Source organism: Coprobacter sp. (genome assembly GCF_982436375.1).
In genome coordinates this window covers 1-21,893 of record NZ_CEWDCG010000024.1, presented here as the reverse complement: position 1 = coordinate 21,893, position 21,893 = coordinate 1, and the positions used below count along the sequence as shown (strand labels likewise).

At 40.0% G+C, this 21,893-nt stretch carries 12 protein-coding genes; 2 read left to right on the top strand and 10 right to left on the bottom strand.

Annotated elements, in window-relative coordinates; genetic code table 11:
- Positions 1-218 precede the first annotated feature (218 nt).
- The 10 genes from AC1WHX_RS02715 to AC1WHX_RS02670 all read right to left on the bottom strand — a co-directional run bounded on the left by AC1WHX_RS02715 (position 219) and on the right by AC1WHX_RS02670 (position 17,769).
- Entirely contained in the window at positions 219-2,996 is a 2,778-nt protein-coding gene (locus tag AC1WHX_RS02715; protein WP_302996310.1) for an RICIN domain-containing protein, read from the bottom strand.
- Between the two features lie 12 nt (positions 2,997-3,008).
- Positions 3,009-5,570: a glycoside hydrolase family 3 protein gene (locus AC1WHX_RS02710; RefSeq protein ID WP_122337274.1), complete on the bottom strand. Its 2,562-nt coding sequence runs from the start codon at positions 5,568-5,570 to the stop codon at positions 3,009-3,011.
- Positions 5,571-5,584: 14 nt separating this feature from the next.
- Positions 5,585-6,322, bottom strand: a complete 738-nt coding sequence (locus tag AC1WHX_RS02705) for a DUF3823 domain-containing protein (protein WP_303116556.1) — start codon at positions 6,320-6,322, stop codon at positions 5,585-5,587.
- Positions 6,323-6,407: 85 nt separating this feature from the next.
- Positions 6,408-7,118 (bottom strand): RagB/SusD family nutrient uptake outer membrane protein, encoded by a 711-nt coding sequence (locus AC1WHX_RS02700; RefSeq protein WP_481228842.1) that lies wholly within the window; start codon positions 7,116-7,118, stop codon positions 6,408-6,410.
- Positions 7,031-7,438, bottom strand: coding sequence for a RagB/SusD family nutrient uptake outer membrane protein (locus AC1WHX_RS02695; protein WP_481228841.1), 408 nt, complete (start codon positions 7,436-7,438; stop codon positions 7,031-7,033). The genes AC1WHX_RS02700 and AC1WHX_RS02695 overlap by 88 nt, the downstream gene beginning before the upstream one ends.
- Before the next feature lie 96 nt (positions 7,439-7,534).
- On the bottom strand, positions 7,535-8,296 hold the full coding sequence (locus AC1WHX_RS02690) for a RagB/SusD family nutrient uptake outer membrane protein (RefSeq protein WP_481228840.1): 762 nt from the start codon (positions 8,294-8,296) through the stop codon (positions 7,535-7,537).
- 11 nt (positions 8,297-8,307) lie between these two features.
- Positions 8,308-11,382 (bottom strand): SusC/RagA family TonB-linked outer membrane protein, encoded by a 3,075-nt coding sequence (locus AC1WHX_RS02685; protein ID WP_302996306.1) that lies wholly within the window; start codon positions 11,380-11,382, stop codon positions 8,308-8,310.
- Complete coding sequence (locus AC1WHX_RS02680) at positions 11,379-13,640, bottom strand: GH92 family glycosyl hydrolase (protein WP_302996304.1); 2,262 nt, start codon at positions 13,638-13,640, stop codon at positions 11,379-11,381. Before AC1WHX_RS02680 ends, AC1WHX_RS02685 begins: the two co-directional genes overlap by 4 nt.
- 10 nt (positions 13,641-13,650) lie before the next feature.
- Positions 13,651-15,918 (bottom strand): GH92 family glycosyl hydrolase, encoded by a 2,268-nt coding sequence (locus AC1WHX_RS02675; protein ID WP_303116552.1) that lies wholly within the window; start codon positions 15,916-15,918, stop codon positions 13,651-13,653.
- 234 nt (positions 15,919-16,152) lie between these two features.
- Positions 16,153-17,769, bottom strand: a complete 1,617-nt coding sequence (locus tag AC1WHX_RS02670) for a GxGYxYP domain-containing protein (RefSeq protein WP_302544573.1) — start codon at positions 17,767-17,769, stop codon at positions 16,153-16,155.
- A 267-nt stretch (positions 17,770-18,036) separates the two neighbouring features.
- Here AC1WHX_RS02670 and AC1WHX_RS02665 point away from each other — a divergent pair, with 267 nt between their 5' ends.
- Both AC1WHX_RS02665 and AC1WHX_RS02660 read left to right on the top strand, forming a co-directional pair.
- Positions 18,037-20,547 carry a hypothetical protein gene (locus tag AC1WHX_RS02665; protein ID WP_302544572.1) on the top strand — a complete coding sequence of 837 codons (2,511 nt, stop codon included), beginning with the start codon at positions 18,037-18,039 and terminating at the stop codon, positions 20,545-20,547.
- A gap of 283 nt (positions 20,548-20,830) precedes the next feature.
- On the top strand, positions 20,831-21,769 hold the full coding sequence (locus AC1WHX_RS02660; RefSeq protein ID WP_009318922.1) for a magnesium transporter CorA family protein: 939 nt from the start codon (positions 20,831-20,833) through the stop codon (positions 21,767-21,769).
- The last annotated feature ends 124 nt before the right edge of the window (positions 21,770-21,893 follow it).

Here is a 21,893-nt window from a genome sequence, read left to right as displayed (position 1 = left end):
ATCAAAACGGGCATCATTCACAATTTCGACACCGCTTTCTTCTGTCATTTTAATGACAAGGTCTTCAGCCGAAGCCGTCGCAAACAAGCCGGCAAAAAGCCCTAAAAAAGTAATTGTTCTCGTTTTCATAACATACAATTTAAAAGTTAATGTATATAATAATTAAGTTGTTTTTTAACTTTTTGGAACCGACTTTAAATAGTCGGTTCCAAAATTCTCTATTTCTTTACTACACGACCATACGAACGAACAGACTCCCCGTTCAATCTCCAAACATATATTCCCGAAGGCAAGTTATTCCCGGAAACAACCAATTCCCGATCACCATCATTCAGGAATATCGTATTTCTATATACACAACGCCCTGCAAGATCGAATAAAGAAATTTCTATATCTTGAGACTGTTTTATAGAAACCGGAATATATATTTCATTGACAAACGGATTCGGATAAGCAATACCGACAGAATTTTCAGAAATAATAGAGTGATCCACACCCGTGTAGTCTGCAACTTCTTCTATCCTAAATTTCTGATTATCTTCCCCTGTCAAATCTCCTACAGATAGCTCCGCTCCTTCGTCCATCGAACTATCCGAAACCTCGAGATATTTCAATGCTCCTTTTTGCACGATAGTGAAACAGCCGTCTCCTTGATAATACAAATTCCATTTTCCGTTATTCACGGTGCAATCAAAAGGAAATTGACCGATCGTATTCGTTCCTCTCAAAACGATATTCAGTCCGGAAGCGACATTCTGCAAACCGTAACATGCATCACCGGCAACATTTAATCTCCATATTTCCGTATCGTCTCCGGTATATTCTTTCTGAATAATTTTCGTTCCGTTTGTCGTATTATTCGTTTTCAAAGCCAACGCCTTACCACTATGTACCGCGATGATTTTATATCCTTTACTTCTCTCTATTACAGGAATGATCTCCGTATCTTCTTCGAAATCGTAATAGTCGAGGTTCATTCCACCATTCGTTATCTGTACTCGCAAATTATGAGTTCCTTCCGGTATCGTTACCCTTACCATATAATCAGCATAATTGTCAACTCCGGATGTAGACTTCAATTCCATTGAAGAGAGCACCTCATCATCCAACATGACACAAATACCTTTATCCTGTCCTGAAGGTGTAGAATAACGGACAGTCATCTTATACGTAGCTGTTTTTTCGACATTTACCGTATAATTCAACCATTCTCCGGTAGTAGTCCAGCCGATATGATACCCCGATCCGCCGACTCCCACACCGACATAATCACCCTCTTCATTTCGGTATGCACCGCCTTCATTAGAAGTCGCCATATCATAAAAACCGGCGCCTTGACCTCCTAAATCGAAATCTTCAGCTTCTATGCGGCCCGGAATAGCTAAATCTTTATAAGGTTTCTGTCGCTCTGTAAAATATCTTTTTGCCGTAGCCAACAAATCGCTGGCTTTCAGAAACACATATTTTCCGGGAAATTCGCTTTGCAAACGTTCCACAACACGGTTTATCGCAGCATATCCGGCGCCTCCCAATCCGGCCTGAACCATATATACTCCGGTAAATACAGGGATATCATTTCGAGCAGCAACGCCCTTCAAATAATTATAAATACCGTCTTCATCACTGCAAACTCCGCCTGTACCGACAACCGGCATACCGCACCAGTTATAGGCATCTTTGTAAGCCCCGTTTGTCCATGCCAAAGTCCCGGTAACTCCTGTTTTTACAAAACCATTGTTATAAAAAGGTTGTGCAGGCCAACGTAATGAGGATGCCGTACTGAACATGCCGGCGGCTTTCAGATACTGTCCATTCATTACACACCATGATTCATAATCATCCGGTTTATAATAAGGTTCTTGGATATATTGTACCCCCGAAGGACCTCCGATAAACTCATCATTACCGGTTCTATTCTCATAATAATATTGCAAAATGAACGGAGCGATTTCGGTCAAAGCCGGAGATAAAGTCATAGAAACAGGCACTTTTCCCCGTTCAGACTGTTTCCAAATATCCAATGTCCCGTTATGATTGAATTGAATATTGTCCCCGTCACTCCAATGCAATGCGACATATACTTTATTCGTTTCCGCATCAACAGCCACACCTTCCGGCTGACGCCCCTCAAATGTTTCGGAAGGGAACGAAGAATAATAACTGGCATTCGGGAAAAGATCACTCACTACAAATCCGAACCCTTCGGGATTAGTCGTGAGATTAAGATCATCTCCATGCATACCGTACCCCATTACCACCGCATTTTTAGGATATCCCGGCGTATTTAATATTTTTTTAATAATATTCTTTCCCGTAGTCGTCTCATCATCCACCCAAAAAGCAAATGAGCGTGAAGCCACGGCATAATCATAAATACGCCAACCGCCATTTCTCCAATCGTCACGCAAGCCGATACTAAAAACCAATTGCTTGTTAAGTTTAGGCATAATTTCCTCTAATGCCCAATTATAAGCCTGAGTTATCGTGCTCCAATTATTCCGGATATCGACGATCTCCTTATCCCATCCGAACTCGGCAACCAACTCATCCTTAAGTTCTTCCGATACAGGCAAAGCATCTTCGGCACAAGCCATCAACAGCGCCATATTGAAGGTATAGTCATTATCCGAAAAATTACATATTACCAATTTATCCAAACGGTCTTTATACGATTTGAACAAAGTGCGCAATCCCCGATTTTCACCCGTGACGATAACACCTTGATCCGGACGTTTATATTTAACGTCTAAATACTTAAACCAGTCTAATTCTTTATCTCCGGTCGAAAGGAACACTTCCGCAGAATCCCGGTTAATAATTCCCTGAAAGATCCGGCAAATATGAAGCGCTTCAGGACTTTCCGTCGCACCTCCTACCGAAACGAACACAGGCGTCTGCACCGGTTTCATTTTCGGAAAATGTACTCCGGAAATTTGAGCGGATATTCCACCCAAAACTCCGTAGCACATTATCAATATCACTAATAGTCGTTTCATGAATAACCTCTATTAAAGTTTAACTACTTGCTGTAAACGAATATCATCCGAAGACGATCCGACCATGAAAATATAATTACCCGAAGGCGTATAGAATTTTCTCTCCTTCTCATCCCAAAGACGCAACTCCTTTTTAGGAATAGATACAGATACCTGAGCAGACTTGCCTTTTCCTATATGTACACGTTCAAAACCTTTAAGCTGTTTTAAAGGAACTTTTATTCCCGATTCAGGGAAACGCACATACACTTGTGCAACTTCATCTCCGGCATACTTCCCGGTATTTTTCACCGTAAACTTCAAATTCACGGCATCATCGGAAACTTCACTCTTCAGGTTTTTATAATCGAAGCGGGTATAACTCAACCCATATCCGAACGGATACAAAGGTTTATTTTCAAAATACATATAAGTTCTGCCTTTCTGAATATCATAATCATCAAAAGCAGGAAGCTCATCAAGGCTTCTGTAATATGTCAAAGGAAGACGTCCTCCGGGATTATAATCACCGAACAAAGCTTCAGCAACGGCAGTACCGCCTTGTTCTCCCGGGTACCAGGCATTTAATATAGCAGGAATATTCTCATCAATCCAGTTAATCGCCAAAGAACTTCCGGCAACCAATACGACTACGGTATTCGGGTTAGCTTTATATGCTTCCTTGATAAACAGTTGTTGATCGGCAGGCAACTCTATCGTATATCTGTCCTGTCCCTCCCGTTCGATAGACTTGTTGATACCCAATACGGCAACCGTAACATCGCACTCGCGAATAGCCCGTCCGGCTTCTCCGTAAAGATCGAGTAAAGCTTTCTTCCCTACATCCGGAACACGCCAATATAATTTTGCCGTAGCCTCAGCTCCGTCATCGAAATATTCGGCAACCAGATTATATTTTTCGCCCTTATTCAGCTCGACCACTACACTATCGGTCTGTACCCCCCGATTGTGCCAAGAATCGATCAGTTTCTTACCGTTAAGATATAACCGGCAGCCGTCATCAGTAGCAAAAGCCAAAGTATATTTTCCCGATACACTCGGCACAAGATCTCCGCTCCAGCGGATCGACAACGGAGACTTCGGCAAGAAAGGATCGGGAGCTTGATTGGCCGGTTCAAAATTGATATTTTCATCGGTACGCACTTTCGGTGTTCCTTCCAAGTTCTTATTTCCATAATACTCAGCTTTCAAACCATTCGGGAAATTCGCTTTCGTAATCATCTCATATCCAGAAATCGAAGAAGACCACGGTGCATATACGATTTTCACATCATCCCCTACTCGATTTTTAATTCCTTCAAGAACAGATACCGGAGCATTCACCGGAGTACCGCTATAATCTCCGAATTCGCAATTCCCGGCATTAATGCCGACCACAGCGATCGATTTTACTTTTTTCGGATTTAAAGGCAAGAAGTTCTTTTCGTTCTTAAGTAATACAAGACTTTGACGTGCTGCTTCCAATGCTAATTGCCGATGCTTCTCACACCCTACGATAGAGGGAGATATAGCATTATACGGATTCTTTTCGGGATCATCGAACAGCCCCAGCATCATACGGGCACGTAAAACCCGATAAGCAGCAGTATCTATATCTGCATCTGTCACCATACATTGCTTGTAAGCATTCATCAAAGGCTCGATATATACATTGTCGCCGCATTCCAAATCAAGACCGGCTTTTATAGACAATGTCGCTGCAGCTTCGGGAGTCTTCACATATTTATGATGCGTCACCAAGAAACCCGGTCCTCCGCAGTCAGACACGACATACCCGTTAAAGCCCCATTCTTTCCGGAGAACTTGAGTCAACAACCAAGGGTTCAAAGTACACGGGACATCATTGATCGCATTATAAGCAGACATGATAGATTGAGCTTTACCCTCTTTAATACAACTTTCGAAAGCCGGAAGATAATATTCTCTTAAATTCCGTTCAGAGATATGAGGATTACATTCAAAACGGTTATGCTCCTCATTATTGGCTGCAAAATGTTTCGGAGTAGAAACAATTTTAAGGTAACGAGGATCATTACCTTGAAGCCCTTTTACAAAAGCAACCCCCAATTTGCCGGAAAGGAACGGATCTTCTCCGTATGTTTCAGGAGTACGTCCCCAACGAGGATCACGAGCCATGTTTACTGTCGGTGACCAGAAAGTCAGCAAATCGCTGAAAAAACCTTTTTGATCTTTCCCCCGATTCAATTCATTCCAGCGTCCGCGTGCTTCGTCTGAAATCGCTGTCGATATTTCATACAACAATTCAGGATTCCACATACTCGCCAGTCCGATAGCCTGAGGAAAAACAGTAAAATTACCAGGACGAACAACTCCATGAAGCGCTTCATTCCCATGATAATATTTATCGATACCTAAACGGGGAATTCCCGGAGATGTAGCCCGCAAAAGCGATATTTTCTCTTCTACCGTTAAACGGGACAACAAGTCCATAATCCGCTCATGCTGCGGAGCGTTCATATCTTTATATAACTCCTTAGTCTGGGCAACTGCCACAGAAGTAGTTGCCAGACAAAAAGAGAATAACAAGGTCTTTATTTTCAGATTCAAAGTCATAATGTCAGTTTAAATTAAGGTGCGACAATTTCAATAACAGGAGTATAATTATACCGTTTCAAAGTCGAATTATAGCTGCAGCTTGACAGAGCGGCAACACGGATATAATACTTCTGCCCGCTTTTCAAATTCTTGACAGGGTCTTCATATACCTTTGACTCTATCGAAGCATCTGTAGAACGGCTAAGCACTTTTGTCGTAGAATTTTCCTCTATGTAACAACTGTTATAACAGGAAACTACCGGATAGATATTGCAAAGCAATCTGGATTCGGAAATTGTTTTCTTACCGATAGTCATTCCTTCCGGAGTAGTAGAACGGAGGATTGTATATTTAACCGTAACCTCGGCCGAACCGGGCTCTCCATAAACAATCTCTTCTATATTTACTTTCAGGAACGGAGTCACCTTAAAATCATGCTTAGTAACACCTTTAAGATGTACTCGTTCGGCTTCTACCGGGAAAAATGGACCTTCTGTCGGCGTTACATCATAATCCCCGCTAAAAAGAGCTACATTACGGAATGTACCGTCAGCTTTAGCCCAAAACTGAAGCGGTGTAGGATTTTCATAAGAAAGATCCATCAATTCAATACGGCAGCCATCCGGCTGTTCGGTGTAAACCGGAGATCCGGTCTCAATATCGATCAAAGTCCCGTCGATACCCGCATCGGGAGCATCATAATTATCCAGTTGAAAACAAGATGTCATCAACAAAGGGAATATGGCAAATATCAAACTAATCTTTTTCATGTATTTACAATTTTATTTTTAAGGACTGTCTGAAAACTTCCAGACAGTCTTGTCATATTTCTATTATTTACTTATCTGCTGACGATTAATAGCCGGGGTTCTGTTCGATGCCCGGATTCAGTTTTCTCTGATCGTCATTAATACGGATATAATACAAATAGGGCTTAAAATCATGTGCATTACCGACTTCGACTTTTCTAAAAATCCAAGTCTTTTTATTAGCTACCCAATATGGATAAAGACCTTTCATCTTCTTATTATTCATAACCTTATCGGCCTGACGCCACCGTTTGAGATCCCAGAACCGATGATTCTCATACATCAGTTCAACTTGACGTTCATTACGCACGACATCTACTGTAAGAGATGGAGCATCTTCTACACCTGCACGGTCACGTACGTCATTTAAATAAGTCAATCCGTTAGCTACATAATCCGATACCCCCATCGTAGCCAATTCGGCTGCAGCTTCAGCATAATTCAGCTCGATTTCGGCATATCTGAATTCGAACCAATCCTGTTCTCCACTCGTATGTTTCGGATCTTGTGTCGCATTTCCCTCATATAAGAATTTTTTAATATACAAACCGGTAATAGTAGATTCGGCATTACCTCCGACACCTTGCGCCCCGATTACATATATCGAAGTATCTTTCTGTGTTTCCGGATCGGTATAACTAATCTGATCGGTAAAAGCACCTCCCTCTTTTAGATCGTTACATTCTGACCGTTCATTTCGGCAATTCCTCTTTTTACATCGATTATACCGCTTACATCTCCTTTTGCATTGGTCCACTCAGCACCGGGAATCAAAACTGTAGCATACAATCTCGAATCTCGTCCGTCGAAAAGATCGGTACGGTCTTTCACCTCAAGAATATTTCCATCATCCCCGACAATCCAACCCGAAGAATTGGTTTCAAACTCTCCCGATGTACCATCTGCCATAGGAAAGGCCTCTATCAAATCCAATGTCGGAGACAAGCGAGAACCATAACCTTCCGGATAACGGTATCCCCAAGGTTGATTCCATAAATCCCAGTTATGAGCTTTATCGGGATACTCATATTTCTTTACAAAAATCACTTCAGGACAATCTCCCTTGATCCAGAACATTTCCTGATAGTTTTTTGCCTTGTCTGCATTTCCACGATATAGAGAATATCCTCCTTCACGAACGACATCTACCGCCTTGATTACTTCTTTATAGTATTATTCAGCTTTCGAAGGATCATCGAACCCTACCAATCCGTTTTTATCATACGAACCATATTTGGCTATAGAAGCGGCATAAAGCATGGCACGACTTTTCAAAGCTGCTGCGGCATATCGATTGATTCGGTATTTTTCCCGAGACGAACGGGTCGGCGGAAGCATAGCGATTGCATTGTCCAAATCTTCCAATATAAATTCATACGTCTCTTCCTCTGTGCTTCGATTTACTAACAAAGCCGAAGGATTAGAATCATCGTATTCTTGAGGGACCTTTATTATAGGAACACCTCCATAACGCTTCGCCATACCGAAATAGTACCATGCACGTATTGCGTATGCTTCACCCAGTAACTCTTCTTGTTTCTCCGGAGCGAAAAGCGTAGATTCTTTTAATTCCTGAATCAACTGATTTACGTTACGCACATTATCATATGTCCACCATTGATTCCAGGCATTATTTTCCGTCGCCGGTCCGAATATTTCATGAGGGAACTCGCAATGAATAGCTTCATCACAACTCAGAGCCGGAACAAAACAACCTCCGACCCAATTATTAAATCCGGATTCACTTCCGTAATTGAAATCTTCTATCGGAAGGCGGTTGTACAAAGTAGCCATGTAAGCCTCTATTCCGGCTTCACTACCGAAGATATCGTTTTCTGTAATTTTATTGATGGGCGCCAAGTCGAGAAAATCGCTACAAGAAATCGTACCGAAAGTAAGCGTCATGGCCAATGCCCCGTATATAATCTTTTTCATCATATTAGCCTTTAGAATGTTACGTTTACACCAAAATTAAAGTTTCTCATAATCGGATAACGGGCAAGAGAACCTCCGGGATTTTCAGGATCGGTATAATTCAGATCTTTAGAACAGATCGTGAATAAGTTAAACCCGTTCGCATATATACGAAGATTGCTGATCCCGATTTTATTCGTCCATTGTTTCGGCAATGTGTAACCCAACTCAAGATTTTTGAGTCGCAGATAGCTACAATTATTATAGAAATATGTAGATTCCTGCCCGTAGTTTTGAGGATCTTGCAAACGAGTCGACGGATAACGTCCAGCCACCCACGTTCCCTCACTATCGAACGGTGCGGGATTACCTTCTGCATCGACTTTATGCCAACGATCCATGAAAATATCCCATGCTCCTCCGAACTGTAACGGTCGGTCGGTCAAGTTAGCATTAAACATAGCTGCACCTTGGAATGTCACATTCAAATCGATACCTTTCCACTGTCCGCCAAGAGTAAGACCGTAGTTCATCACCGGAGTATTCCCCCTAAGAAGAGGTTGTTTATCCCAATCATCGATAATACCGTCTTCATTATAATCGACATACATCAAGTCTCCGGGAAGGTAAGAATACTGCGTATAAAGACCGTCTAAAACCGGATTCCTGTAAATTTCATCCATACTGGAGAATTGTCCGCGAACATCATATACCCATTTGATATTGCTGTTTCGATTATTCTGATTATTGCGCCAATTATCATAAGAGTTTCCGGACGGAGTACTTTCGATATATTTATTACGAGCCAAAGTATAGGTAAAGTTTCCTGAGATATGATAAGTAAAATCAGCAACTTTTCCTTCATGCCCCAACACTAATTCAAAACCCGATTGCATATCCGAGTTGATATTCTCTTTTGCAAATGTAGCTCCGAAAGTTCCCGGAACAGAAACTATACGATTTGCCAACAATCCGTCACGATCACGGCGGAACAAGTCGAATTCAACAGAAAGAGCACCTCTCCATAACGACATATCGAAACCTATATTTTTTGTCGTAGATGTGTACCATGTAGCATCATAATTTGGTATCTGAGGCATTCCGACACCCGGAATAAGACCTTGATCTCCCAATACATATTTATCACCACCCGGATAATCGAATGCCATCATCCACAAGTAAGCATCAGTGTTGTCATCCCCCATCTTACCGATAGAACCACGAATTTTCAAATTATCGATAAAGTCTACATTATCTTTAATAAACGATTCTTCAGAAAGACGCCAACCGACAGAAAGAGACGGGAAGAATCCCCATTTCTTATTTCTGAATTTCGAAGATCCGTCTAAACGGAAACTTACTTGAGCGATATATTTCGACAAAAAGTCATAATCTACACGTCCGACAAGCCCCATATTTGAGTTACGGTCGGCAGAACCGTTTACACTACGAGCATCATCTACCAATCCCGCATAAATTTGATCGACGGCATCCATCAACGTATTACGGCTACCGCTCAATTCAGAAGTCTCCCATTTACGGGTTTCGAACAATAATAAAGCTTTCAAATTATGTTTATTTTTGATCGAAGTTTCATAGTTCAAAGACAACTGTGTTGTCGGAGTTGCCGTGTTGCTGCGCCATTCCGTCACACTTGCCAAAGAAGATGTCGTTACTACATCATAAGATTTCGCATCGGCATTGTATTTATAAGTTTTATACTGCTTCTTGAGCATCTTATCTGTATGATATTTAGGATCATAAGCAATAAGTGCTTTTGCCGACAAACCTTTTACCCAAGGTATATCCCAACGTAACGAAGCGGTTGCCTGAACTTGCAAGTTTTTGGTACGACGATATCCGCCATATTCCTGTGAACTTTTTATCAAAGCATTTTTTTCATCATTATATTGATAGCCCAAATAATCGGGATTACCATTGGCATAAACTTCATAAATAGGAACTTGTGCCGAAACAGCATCGAAAATTTCACTGGGATAATAAGCCGGAGCATCCTTGTCGTCATAATATCCTCCTATCTGGAATTCGGCAGTCAATTGATCGGTTATTTTTGCCGTAATATTCGATCTCAGATTATAACGTTCATAATTCAAAGAATTCGCTTTCCACAATCCTTCTTCCGAGTAATAACCGATACTATTGAAATATTGTACCCGATCATTTCCTCCAGATATATTCATATTTATCTGCCATTGCGGTACCGTAGAACGAACAACCTGATCGAACCAGTTGACATTAGCATAAGGAGATCCCGAAGTTACCAAACTCGGATCGTAAGTCGGAACTGTTTCTCCTCGATTGGCCATCGCTTCATTATAAAGTTCCATATAACCATAAGCATCTACGGATTTCGGAAATTTGGTAATATTCTGTATACCGTATGAAGCGTTCAATGTGATTTCCGGTTTACCCTTTGTACCACGACGGGTAGTAACCAATACGACCCCGTTCGCAGCTCGCACACCGTAAACGGCAGCCGAAGCATCTTTCAACACAGACACCGACTCGATTTCATTCGGATCGAGACGATCAAAGTCATCACGTGGAATACCGTCTATAATAACCAAAGGCGATCCTAAACCACGAATATTAAAGCTGTTATCGTAACTACCCGGTTCGCTGGAATTTTGCTTGATATTCAAGCCCGGCACTTTTCCTTGCAAAGCATTCGTTAAGTTTGAAGTAGTTACAGCCTTAATCTCATCCCGGTTAATAGATGCCACAGAACCGGTAATCTCTTGTTTTTTTTGAGTTCCATAACCTACGACAACCACTTCATCCAAGAGTTTGGTATCTTCTTTTAAAACCACGATCAGGTTATTTTTTCCCTTCACCGGAATTTCTTTTTTCTCAAATCCGACAAAAGAAAAAATCAAAGTAGCTTTATCTTTATCCGCTTTTAAAGAAAAATGTCCATCGACATCCGTAGCTGTTCCGACTTTAGAACCTTTTACAATTACACTCACACCGATGAGCGGTTCACCCGCACCATCTTTTACTACACCGTTTATCTCGGACACTTGTGCCATCAAAGACAGCGGCAGTCCTGCCAAAAACAGTAAAATCATCACTTTTAGATGTTTCATTGTATTTCAGATTTAGTATATAATAATTCTTGTTTTTTAACTCCAAAAGATTTTTCAGGGACACTGCCCATCGTCAATTCCAAAACTCCTCCTTGCATAATATCTTCATGTGAAATCCAAGCTTTTTCATAAGGTTTTCCGTTCAGCTTGACCGACTGTATATACTTATTTGCCGGAACATTATTCAATGCAATAATTTTAAAGCTCTTTCCTTCCGGCAAAGAAATTTCAGCCTTGTCAAACAACGGAGAACCCAAAATATAATCACCTCCTGCAGGCACAACCGGATAAAAACCTAATGCAGAAAAAATATACCAAGAAGACATCTGCCCGCAATCTTCATTCCCTTGCAATCCATCCGGTTGGTCGCTATACATATTTTTAAGGATATAGCGTACTTTTTCCGCAGTCTTCCACTGTTGTCCTGCCAACGTATATAAATATGTAATGTGATGTCCGGGTTCATTTCCATGCGCATACTGTCCGATGAGTCCGGAGATATCTCCTGAAGCTTTTTCACCCATGGATTCGTTCAAAACAAAAAGAGAGTCCAGCTTTTGCACGAACGCCTCTTCGCCTCCCATTAATTTAATCAACCCCTCGACATCGTGAGGGACAAGCCAAGCATATTGCCAGGCATTCCCTTCACAATAGTCGTCAGCCCGATGTTCCGAGCGGAAAGGATTAAAACCTTCCCGCCAGCTTCCGTCAGCATTCTTACCCCGGAAAAATCGAACTGAAGGATCCCAATAATGGCGGTAATATCCCGCCCTTTCCATAAACAACCTATAATCATCTTCTTTACCTAATTTCTTCGCAACTTGTGCCACCGACCAGTCTGCCAACGCATATTCCAAACCTTTAGCAACACTTTCGCCTTCTTTATCTGCCGGTATATATTCATTTTCACGTACAAAATTCAGACCTTTATAATCGCTTAGCATCGACTGCTTCATGGCGTTATAAGCCTGCTCGTAGTTAAATGTATTATACCCCTTTAAAATAGCATCTGCAATTACCGGAACAGACTGTATACCGATCATTTCATAGGTATCCGATCCATACAAATGCCATACGGGCAAACATCCTTTCTGATCGAAAATAGCCAACATGGATTTCACGAAATCCGAAACCCGTTCAGGTTGCAGTATCGTATATAACGGGTGTGCAGCTCGATAGGTATCCCACAACGAAAATACCGTATAATTTTTAAAAGGTGCATTGGAATATACTTGGCGATCAGCCCCCCTGTAATCGTTATTTACATCATTAAAAAGTACCGGTTGCAAAAACGCATGATACATGCCCGTATAGAAAATACGTTTCGCTACCGTATCATTTGTTTCTACGACAACTTTCGACAACTCTTTTTCCCACACATCAGTCGTTTGTGCGACAACTTGCTCAAAATTCCATTCCGGGATTTCCGAAACTATATTTTGTGCCGCATTTTCAATGCTGACCGGAGAAATACCTACTTTAACCTGAACATCTTCAACATCATCCGCAAAACGGACATTTGCCTTCACACCCTGAGCTTTCAAAGATTTTCCAGAAACCTCAGCCGTGTCATTTAATAATATAACGGAAACAGGCAAAGAAAATTTTGCTGTGAAGTAAATTTGTTGTACACCTTTAGACCAACCTGTTGAAAAACGATAACCGCTTACCGTGTATTCATCGGTCTGTTCGATAAAACTTTCCAATGTCCGCTCATCTCCATACCCGTTTTTCAGGTCGATCATCAATTGTTTTCCTCCCGGTTCTTTCGGGAAAGTATAGCGATGATAGCCGACACGCTCTGTCGCTGTCAACTCTACCAAAACATCAGAATCGTCCAGCATAACCGAATAATATCCTACTCGAGCTTTTTCCCGATCGTGAGAATAATGCGAACCGTAACCCGAAGTAGGATTTTCCTGTGTCCCGACTATTTTCTTCATTTCTCCGGTATAAGGCATGAACAACAAGTCTCCGGAATCGCAACACCCAGTTCCATTTAAATGCAGATGTGAAAAACCGATCAATACTGAGTCGGAATAGTGATATCCCGAACACCAATCCCAGCCTTTATTTATATTCGTCGGTCCTAACTGCAACGCACCGAAAGGTGCAGCTACCCCCAAAAAGGTGTGTCCGTGTCCTCCCGTGCCGATATAAGGATCGACCCAATGGGTAAGGCTCGTTGCATTTTTGTCACTGCAACCGGACAATGCCAGAAATGCGACCGCCAGACATATACTCAAGAAATTTTTCATTATTAAACTATTATTTTTCATTGCTCAGCGAATAGGGAAAATCTTTTTTATCGATACCCCGTTTTTTATTGGGGACATTACTCATTTCATAATCAATTACGGCCCCTTGTTTTAACCGGGAATATGAAAACCATGTAGGAGTATATTCTTTCCCGTTTACTTTAATACGTTTTATATACCGGTTTTCTTTAGTTACATCAGGAGCATTCAGTACTATTTTTTTTCCATTTTCAAGAGTAACGGTCATTTTCTTAAACAACGGTGTTCCGATTACATATTGATCTGTTCCCGGGCAAACGGGATAAAATCCCATGGCAGAAAATACATACCAAGCCGAAGTTTGCCCGTTATCTTCATCACCGCAATAACCATCCGGAGCTGCCGTGTACATCCGATCCATCACCTCTCTTATCCAATATTGCGCTTTCCACGGCTCTCCCGCATAATTATATAGATAAAGCATGTGCTGTATGGGCTGGTTTCCGTGTGCATAATTGCCCATATTCATAATCTGCATCTCTTTGATTTCATGAATACAGAATCCATAATAACTGTCATCATATATAGGTGGAACGACAAACACGGAATCAAGCATCTGAACGAAAGTCTTCTTACCGCCCATCAGATCGATAAGCCCCTGTACATCATGAAAGACACTCCATGTATAATGCCAGCTATTTCCTTCTGTAAAAGCATCTCCCCATTTATAAGGATTGAATGGCGTTTGGAAAGAACCGTCCTGATTTTTCCCACGCATCAAGTTATGGCTCTTATCGAACACGTTTTTATAATTAAGACTGCGGTTACGGAAAAGCTCGATCTCCTTTTCAGGACGTCCTAACTTTTTAGCCATCTGCATGATGCACCAGTCATCATAAGCATATTCAAGCGTACGGGCGACATTTTCAGGAATCTTTACATCATAGGGTACATAGCCGAGTTTGTTATAATAATCCGCTCCCCATCTTCCTGTCGACGGAACATCGGGATGTACTTTATCCGTAGCTGCCAATAATGCATCATAAAGCGTTTCACTATATTCTACACCTATTCCTTTTAAAAATGCGTCGGCAACCACCGATGCAGAATTATTACCGACCATACAGAAACGATGTCCGGGACTTGCCCATTCGGGAAGGAATCCGCTTTCTTTATAAGCATTCGCCAGACCTGCCTGTATCTCTTCATTAACAGAAGGATACATCAAATTCAAAAATGGGAATAAAGCTCTGAAAGTATCCCAAAAACCGGTATCCGTATAAAGAAAACCTTTTTTTACACCCCCTTCGTACGGGCTATAATGAACAGGCTCTCCTTGTGCATTTATTTCATAAAATTTACGAGGAAACAGAACCGAACGATAGAAACAAGAGTAAAACGTACGATATTGATCCGTAGAACCGCCTTCTACCTGTATTCTACCCAATATATCATTCCAACGATCACGTCCGGACTTTTTAATTCTTTCGAAATTTCCGTCTCCCAACTCTTTCAGATTCAACCAAGCCTGATCAAAAGAGATAAAAGATGAACTTACTTTCGCCTGAACAGTCTGTCCTCGACGAGTCTTAAAACCTATAATAGCACCTACATGATTGGCTTCCAATTCTTTCTTTCCGGGAACGACCTTACTGTCACTCCAGACATCAGACGAGGCAAAAGGAGTATCGAACTCGATTACAAAATAATTTTTAAAGTCCGGAGTAACACCTCCCGAATTTTTCGTAGTATATCCTATTACCGTATTTTTTTCGGGGATCACCTCTATATAAGAACCGTTATCAAAGGCGTCGATCACAATATAAGAACTATCGCTTTCAGGAAATGTAAAGCGAAATGCCGCCGAACGTTCGGTCGGGGTCAATTCTGTCGTAATATCATGGTCTGCAAGATATACACTATAATAATAAGGTATAGCAACCTCTGCTTTATGAGAAAACCAACTGGCTCTCTCCTCCTGTCCTATCTTATATCCGATAACAGGCATTAAAGAAAACTGCCCGTAATCATTTATCCACGGACTCGGTTGGTGGGTCTGCTTAAAACCTCGAATCTTATCGGCCGTATAAACATACGTCCAGCCATCTCCCATCTCTCCGGTCTGCGGAGTCCAAAAATTCATTCCCCAAGGTAAAGCAACAGCAGGATAGGTATTCCCTGTTGAAAGCAACTTCTTCGACATGCTCCCGACAAGAGGGTTGACATAATCGACCACTTCTGTTGCAAACAAAGAGGTAGTAAAAAGCGAAAATAAAATTGTCGTTAAAAAACTCTTCATGGCTCAATATTTTCTCTAAGCATAAATGTGTTACGAATATATTATAGTAATATAGAAAAGATCATTAATTTATCATTAACAGAAATGGTTCAACCTCGATTTAACAATAAACAAAGCCGAAATTTCTCTTTTCCATCATTAATAATTCATTAATTTTTCAGTTCCATACAATCTTTCTATTCAAAGGAATATATCCTATAACCCAATCATTTATAATACATTAAACATATATGATCATCTTTTTTTCTTATCAAAATAGCGAGCAGCAGATGCAGCAAGATCTTTCGGTAACAAATACTCATAAACACCCGGACGCTCTTTCTCTAACCGGTCTATTTCCCGCTTTAACTTTGCAATGCCTCCGTTCCTCCCATATTCGGCGGCAATCGGATATACATTTACAAACACAGGCTCATCCTCCTTTGCCTTGACCTTCATTAAAGCATTGTATAATTCACCTTCTTTGCGAATATGTTCTCCCTGATTCATAATGATCACCCCATTCTTATATGCGATGCCGGTTTTATCGTCACCATCGAATATCCCTTGCAATCCGGCAGTCTCGATAAAACGATCGAAACAATGACTTCCGAATGTGGCATGCCAAAAACAAGCTGTATGAAAACCCGCCGATGCAAGCCAACGGCGATTTTTCTCTAACCACGATTCATAACCCTCTTTTTGATAATCCCGACCATAAATAAACTGATATCCTGAAGGTCCGGCAACCAACTCGTCATTCTCGCTCTTATGTTTATAATACCACTCAAGTAAAAACGGATTGATTTCTTGCAAACCTGCCGCCATAGTAGTGCCGACCGGAACAGTTCCCCGCAACGAATCATTTTCCCACATTAGATACAAAGCATTCTGATCGAACTGAAGATTGTCCCCGTCACTAAATATGATACTGACATATATTTTACCGGGTTTGACCTTTCGGGCTTTCCCTTTAGGTTGATAAAAAGATTTATTCGGATAAGCACTCCAGAAACTTCCGTTGGCATAATAATCACTGACCACATAACCTATTCCATAATTATTGACTGTAGCCAACAAGTCATCTCCGCTTTTGGCATACCCCATAACGATCGATCCGGGGTTGTACTTACCCGCAATACAAATATTCCGGATAATTTGCTGTTCATCTTTTTGAGCGTCATCCAACCAGAAAGCAAATCCTCCGGATGCAGTAGCATAATCATACAAAGTCCAAGGAGCTCCGCGCCAATCATCTCTTAAACCTACCGAAAAAAGAATATTTTTATGACATTTCGGCATCAATTCGGCGATAGCCCAATTATAAGCAGCCTCTTTATTCACCCATTTTTCTGATAAATCGACAACTTCACCTTTCCAATTATATTTCTTCACCACCCAATCGGCATATTCTCGTGTCAACGGAATGCCTTTGTTCTGGGAAGAAAGCATCAAAGCCATATTCCACGTCCAATCTTTACAAGTATCCCATACATATATATAAGAGAACCTGTTCAAATATTTATCCAACAATGATTGCAGTCCCGCATTTCCGGCTCTCGAATCTCTATTCAGAACCGTATATTTCCGCTCCGTATCATTCAACTGACGAACATGATGATCTCCGAGAAATAAATAAACTTCTGCCGAATCCTGATTAATAATCCCTTGGATTGCCGTAGCCACCATTTTCGACAGCGCCGAATCCTTACGGCAATCGGCAACCCAAATTTCAGAAGACATTTTACACTTAAAAAATTGTCCTGATTCAGGAGCTAAGCTGCTCTCATATTTCGGCTTCGAAACACGGAGAGAACAACCGGTCAGAATAACAAATAATAAAAGTAAAGGGATTTTGTTCGTGCCTTTCATCTCAACTAATTTAAAAAACAACAAATAAATAAATATCGTATGGCAAAAATATACCCGACCTATATCTGCCGTCATTAATTATTCATTAATAAGAGAATGAATAAAAAATAACCGAGCCCTACTCTAAAATTTACAGAAACAGAAACGGAAATTATTCATTAATTTTCCCAAAAAGCAAAAAGCGGTATTCCTTTTTATTTTTTTGTTTTAGTCTTTTAAATATATTCACTACCTTTGTTGAAACACATTTATACATCAACAAAAGCCATGAAGAAAATTTTCATATTTTCTATTTTGTCGTTTTTCTTCCTTTTACATATTTCAGCAACGGATATCTCTTCCGGTTTAAATTTTGCATCCCATGAGGTAATCAAAGAAAAAAGGACTTCTTTATTGTTGAATGACGGTAAAGAATTTTACCTGCCCGAAGGATTTTCCTTGGATTTCGGATTGCGGTTCAGAACCGAATTGCACAACTACGGATATATTTTCAGAATCATAGCTAACGATACGGTATGCTTTGATTTGGTATCCAATTATTCCGATGGACGAAAATCTTTAAGTTTTATCGAAGGAAACAGAATATTCACTCCCTTCAGCAGACAGATATTGGAGCAATACGAAAAAAACAGTTGGGTTACGGTTCATTTCGGTATAAACCCTAAAACAAAAGAAATAACAATATCGTTTAATGGTGAAGAGATCAAAATTCCATATCATTACAAAAAATTGTCTCGATATCGTTTTCAATTCGGATATTGCAGTCATCCCGACTTTCTTTCCTACGATGTCCCTCCCATGGCAATCAAAAATATACGCATTGAAGATCAAGAAGGTAAAATAGAAGCATACTGGCCATTGAGAGAACATCAGATCGCAGAAGTATATGACTCGGTTTCTTGTAGATCTGCAATAGTACACAATCCCATTTGGGAAATAGATAAACATACGCAATGGGAAAAAGAACGATCTTTCGTTTCGGGACATTACACTCAAATTGCCTTCAACGAAAAAGATAACATACTTTATTTTGCTGATCAAAAACAAATTCTCGTTTACCACCTAACCGATAACCGCATAGATACAATCCCCGTACAATCGGGTAACCCGTACTATGTAAGCTCGAACCAGTTAATTTATCAACCTTCGACAAACGAGCTATGGTCTTATGACTTTGACGGTCCTATCATCTCCCGATTCGACTTCAAAACCCATAAGTGGAGTCAAGCCAATAAAGACACAAAGAACCCTATCCATACTCACCATAATTCCTTTATTTCTCCAAAAGATTCCAATTTATACACATTTGGAGGATATGGTGAATATCATTATAAAAATGATTTTCTCAAACTATATTCCGACGAATCGAAATGGGAGAAAATCGATATGAAAGACTCAATTCCTCCTCGTTATCTGAGTGCATTAGGCATAAAATCGGAAAATTCTATACTGATATTCGGAGGATATGGCCATATCAGCGGATTACAAGAATTAGGACCTTATAATTATTATGATTTATACGAAGCAGATCCCTACACGGGAAAAATAAAGAAGTTATGGTCGTTGGATAAACAAGAAGAGCCTTTTGTCGTATCGAACGCTATGATAATAGATACTACCGAAAACTTATTTTACACACTTTGCTTCCCCAATAACCGGAGTAACAGCCATATTGTTCTGAAATCATTCGATATAAGCAACGGAAATTCCCGGACATTAGCAGATACGATTCCCTATCCATTCGAAGATATAAATGCATACTGCTCTCTATTTTACAGCAAGAAAGACAATAAATTATATGCCGTAACCATTTTTCACGAAAAAGACAAATCTCAAATATCCGTATATTCATTACTGTATCCGCCATTATCTACAGCGAGCATTATTCAACCGGCCCGGGAAAAGGCCGACTTTATGTGGTTATATATCGCAACGGCAATTATTCTGATTATAGGAACGGCACTATTCATAATATATAAAAGAAAGAAAAAATCTACAGTTCAAGATTCGGTGATCTTAAATATGGAAGAATATGTTCCCGAAGCAATTCCAAATCGATCGGCAATATTATTTCTCGGAGGATTTCAAGTGTGGGACAAAAACGGAAACGATATAACCAAATCATTTACTCCGACATTAAGATATTTACTTATATTGATCATTCTCTACACACAGAAAAACGGAAAAGGAATTTCCAACTCTACTATGTGTGAAATCTTGTGGGCAGACAAAAGCGATGAAAGCGCACAGAACAACCGGCGGGTTACCATTCGGAAACTAAAAGTTTTGCTTGAAGAAATAGGAGGTATCGAATTAGTAAATACAAATACTTATTGGGCGACGAAATGCAGCGAACCGTTCTTTTGCGACTATTATACGGTTTTCGAGAGTCTGAAAAAGTTACAAAAACAATCAAAGGTTCAAGTAAATAAATTATATGACGTACTGCATCTCATCGCTAACGGATTACCATTGCCATATCTGAATCAGGACTGGGTCGATTCTTTCAAATCCGATTACGCCAATTATGTTCAAGATATGCTATGGAATATCGTACAATCAGGGAATCTGACAGATTTCAGACTCCTTACCAAAATTGCAGACATTATTTTCTTATTCGACCCTACAGATGAAAATGCCATACACTTAAAATGTAACGTACTGGTAAAAAATGGTAAAGTAGGACTGGCGAAGAGCACTTATGATGCATTCTGCTCAGAATATGAACAGTTATTAGGAACTCCGTATAATAAATCTTTTAATGATATATGTCATTAAGTATATCTTACAGATTATTAATCGGTTTTATATATCCATTTATCAACAAAAAGAAATAGTGCAAAATGAATTTCGTGTCATAAGGCAAACTTCAAACACATAATGAGGAAATATATACTATAAAAGAATTTTCAACTGCAATTAGGAATTTTCGACAATAGAAAAGCACGGAAACAATCATTTTACTATATTTGCACCGTTCTAAAAATAAACAAAATGGACGATTATCATTCGGAATATTAACGTAAGGGTAGGATTTTATACAAATTCTACCTGTAAAAGTATGGGAGATTTGTATATGAAGACTTATCTGAACGGCATAAAACTTATGCCCGAAAAAATCTGGATGCCCAATTATTGGATCAATATCGAACAACCCGACAAGATCGATATCGACTATCTGCTTAACGAGCTCAATGTTCCCGAGTCTTTTCTGAAAGACATAGAAGACCCTGAAGAAAGGCCACGTATCGAATACGAAGACGAATGGCAAATGATTATCCTTCGTATCCCGACAAAAGGCCATGATACCGGATATGCCTACACGACAGTTCCTTTAGGTATTTTCTTAAAAAACGACCTGATCATCTCTGTATGTTTTTACGAAAATGAAATGATAGGGGATTTTATCCGGTATAATCAACGTAAAGAGATCGGATTCAATAATCCCTATGATCTGGTTCTTCAACTCATATTTTCTGCGGCAGTATGGTACATGAAATATCTCAAACAACTGAATATCATTATAAAGGAGAGCGAAAAAGAATTAGAAAGATCTATTAAAAATCAAGAGCTTCAAGCGCTATTGCAGATAGAAAAATGTTTTGTCTTTTTTATAACCAGTTTAAAAGGGAATACTATTCTCCTGCACAGGATCAAACACGATAAAAGGAGCAGTAAATATATTGATCCCGATCAGGTCGAAGATGTAGAAATAGAAATGAGACAAGCCCTTGAGACCTCTAATATATATAGCGACATTCTTGCCGGTATGATGGATGCATACGCTTCTGTGATCGGAAATAATATGGGCGATATCATGAAACAGCTAACCTCAATCTCCCTTATTCTCATGATTCCGACTCTCATCGCAAGTCTATACGGGATGAACGTACCCAATTCGTTACAAGATAGTCCGTATGGCTTTCCTATCATTTTAATAGCATCAATCACTTTATCTACTTTCGGTGTATGGTTATTCCGTAAACGTCGTTGGTTTTAATGGTTATTCTGAAGTTTTTCTTGTTCAGAAACACTTCAGATACTTTTTACTCTTGTCCCTTAGAACCTGTCATCTAAATTTTACAATCGCATTACAAAAAATAAAAAATTCAAATCCTTTACAC

What these genes read in the sequence shown, in the direction of transcription:
- AC1WHX_RS02715 (WP_302996310.1), bottom strand. Translation starts at nt 2,996, where the DNA reads ATGAAACGACTATTAGTGATATTGATAATGTGCTACGGAGTTTTGGGT.
- AC1WHX_RS02710 (WP_122337274.1), bottom strand. Translation starts at nt 5,570, where the DNA reads ATGACTTTGAATCTGAAAATAAAGACCTTGTTATTCTCTTTTTGTCTG.
- AC1WHX_RS02705 (WP_303116556.1), bottom strand. Translation starts at nt 6,322, where the DNA reads ATGAAAAAGATTAGTTTGATATTTGCCATATTCCCTTTGTTGATGACA.
- AC1WHX_RS02695 (WP_481228841.1), bottom strand. Translation starts at nt 7,438, where the DNA reads ATGTTCTGGATCAAGGGAGATTGTCCTGAAGTGATTTTTGTAAAGAAA.
- AC1WHX_RS02690 (WP_481228840.1), bottom strand. Translation starts at nt 8,296, where the DNA reads ATGAAAAAGATTATATACGGGGCATTGGCCATGACGCTTACTTTCGGT.
- AC1WHX_RS02685 (WP_302996306.1), bottom strand. Translation starts at nt 11,382, where the DNA reads ATGAAACATCTAAAAGTGATGATTTTACTGTTTTTGGCAGGACTGCCG.
- AC1WHX_RS02680 (WP_302996304.1), bottom strand. Translation starts at nt 13,640, where the DNA reads ATGAAAAATTTCTTGAGTATATGTCTGGCGGTCGCATTTCTGGCATTG.
- AC1WHX_RS02675 (WP_303116552.1), bottom strand. Translation starts at nt 15,918, where the DNA reads ATGAAGAGTTTTTTAACGACAATTTTATTTTCGCTTTTTACTACCTCT.
- AC1WHX_RS02670 (WP_302544573.1), bottom strand. Translation starts at nt 17,769, where the DNA reads ATGAAAGGCACGAACAAAATCCCTTTACTTTTATTATTTGTTATTCTG.
- AC1WHX_RS02665 (WP_302544572.1), top strand. Translation starts at nt 18,037, where the DNA reads ATGAAGAAAATTTTCATATTTTCTATTTTGTCGTTTTTCTTCCTTTTA.
- AC1WHX_RS02660 (WP_009318922.1), top strand. Translation starts at nt 20,831, where the DNA reads ATGGGAGATTTGTATATGAAGACTTATCTGAACGGCATAAAACTTATG.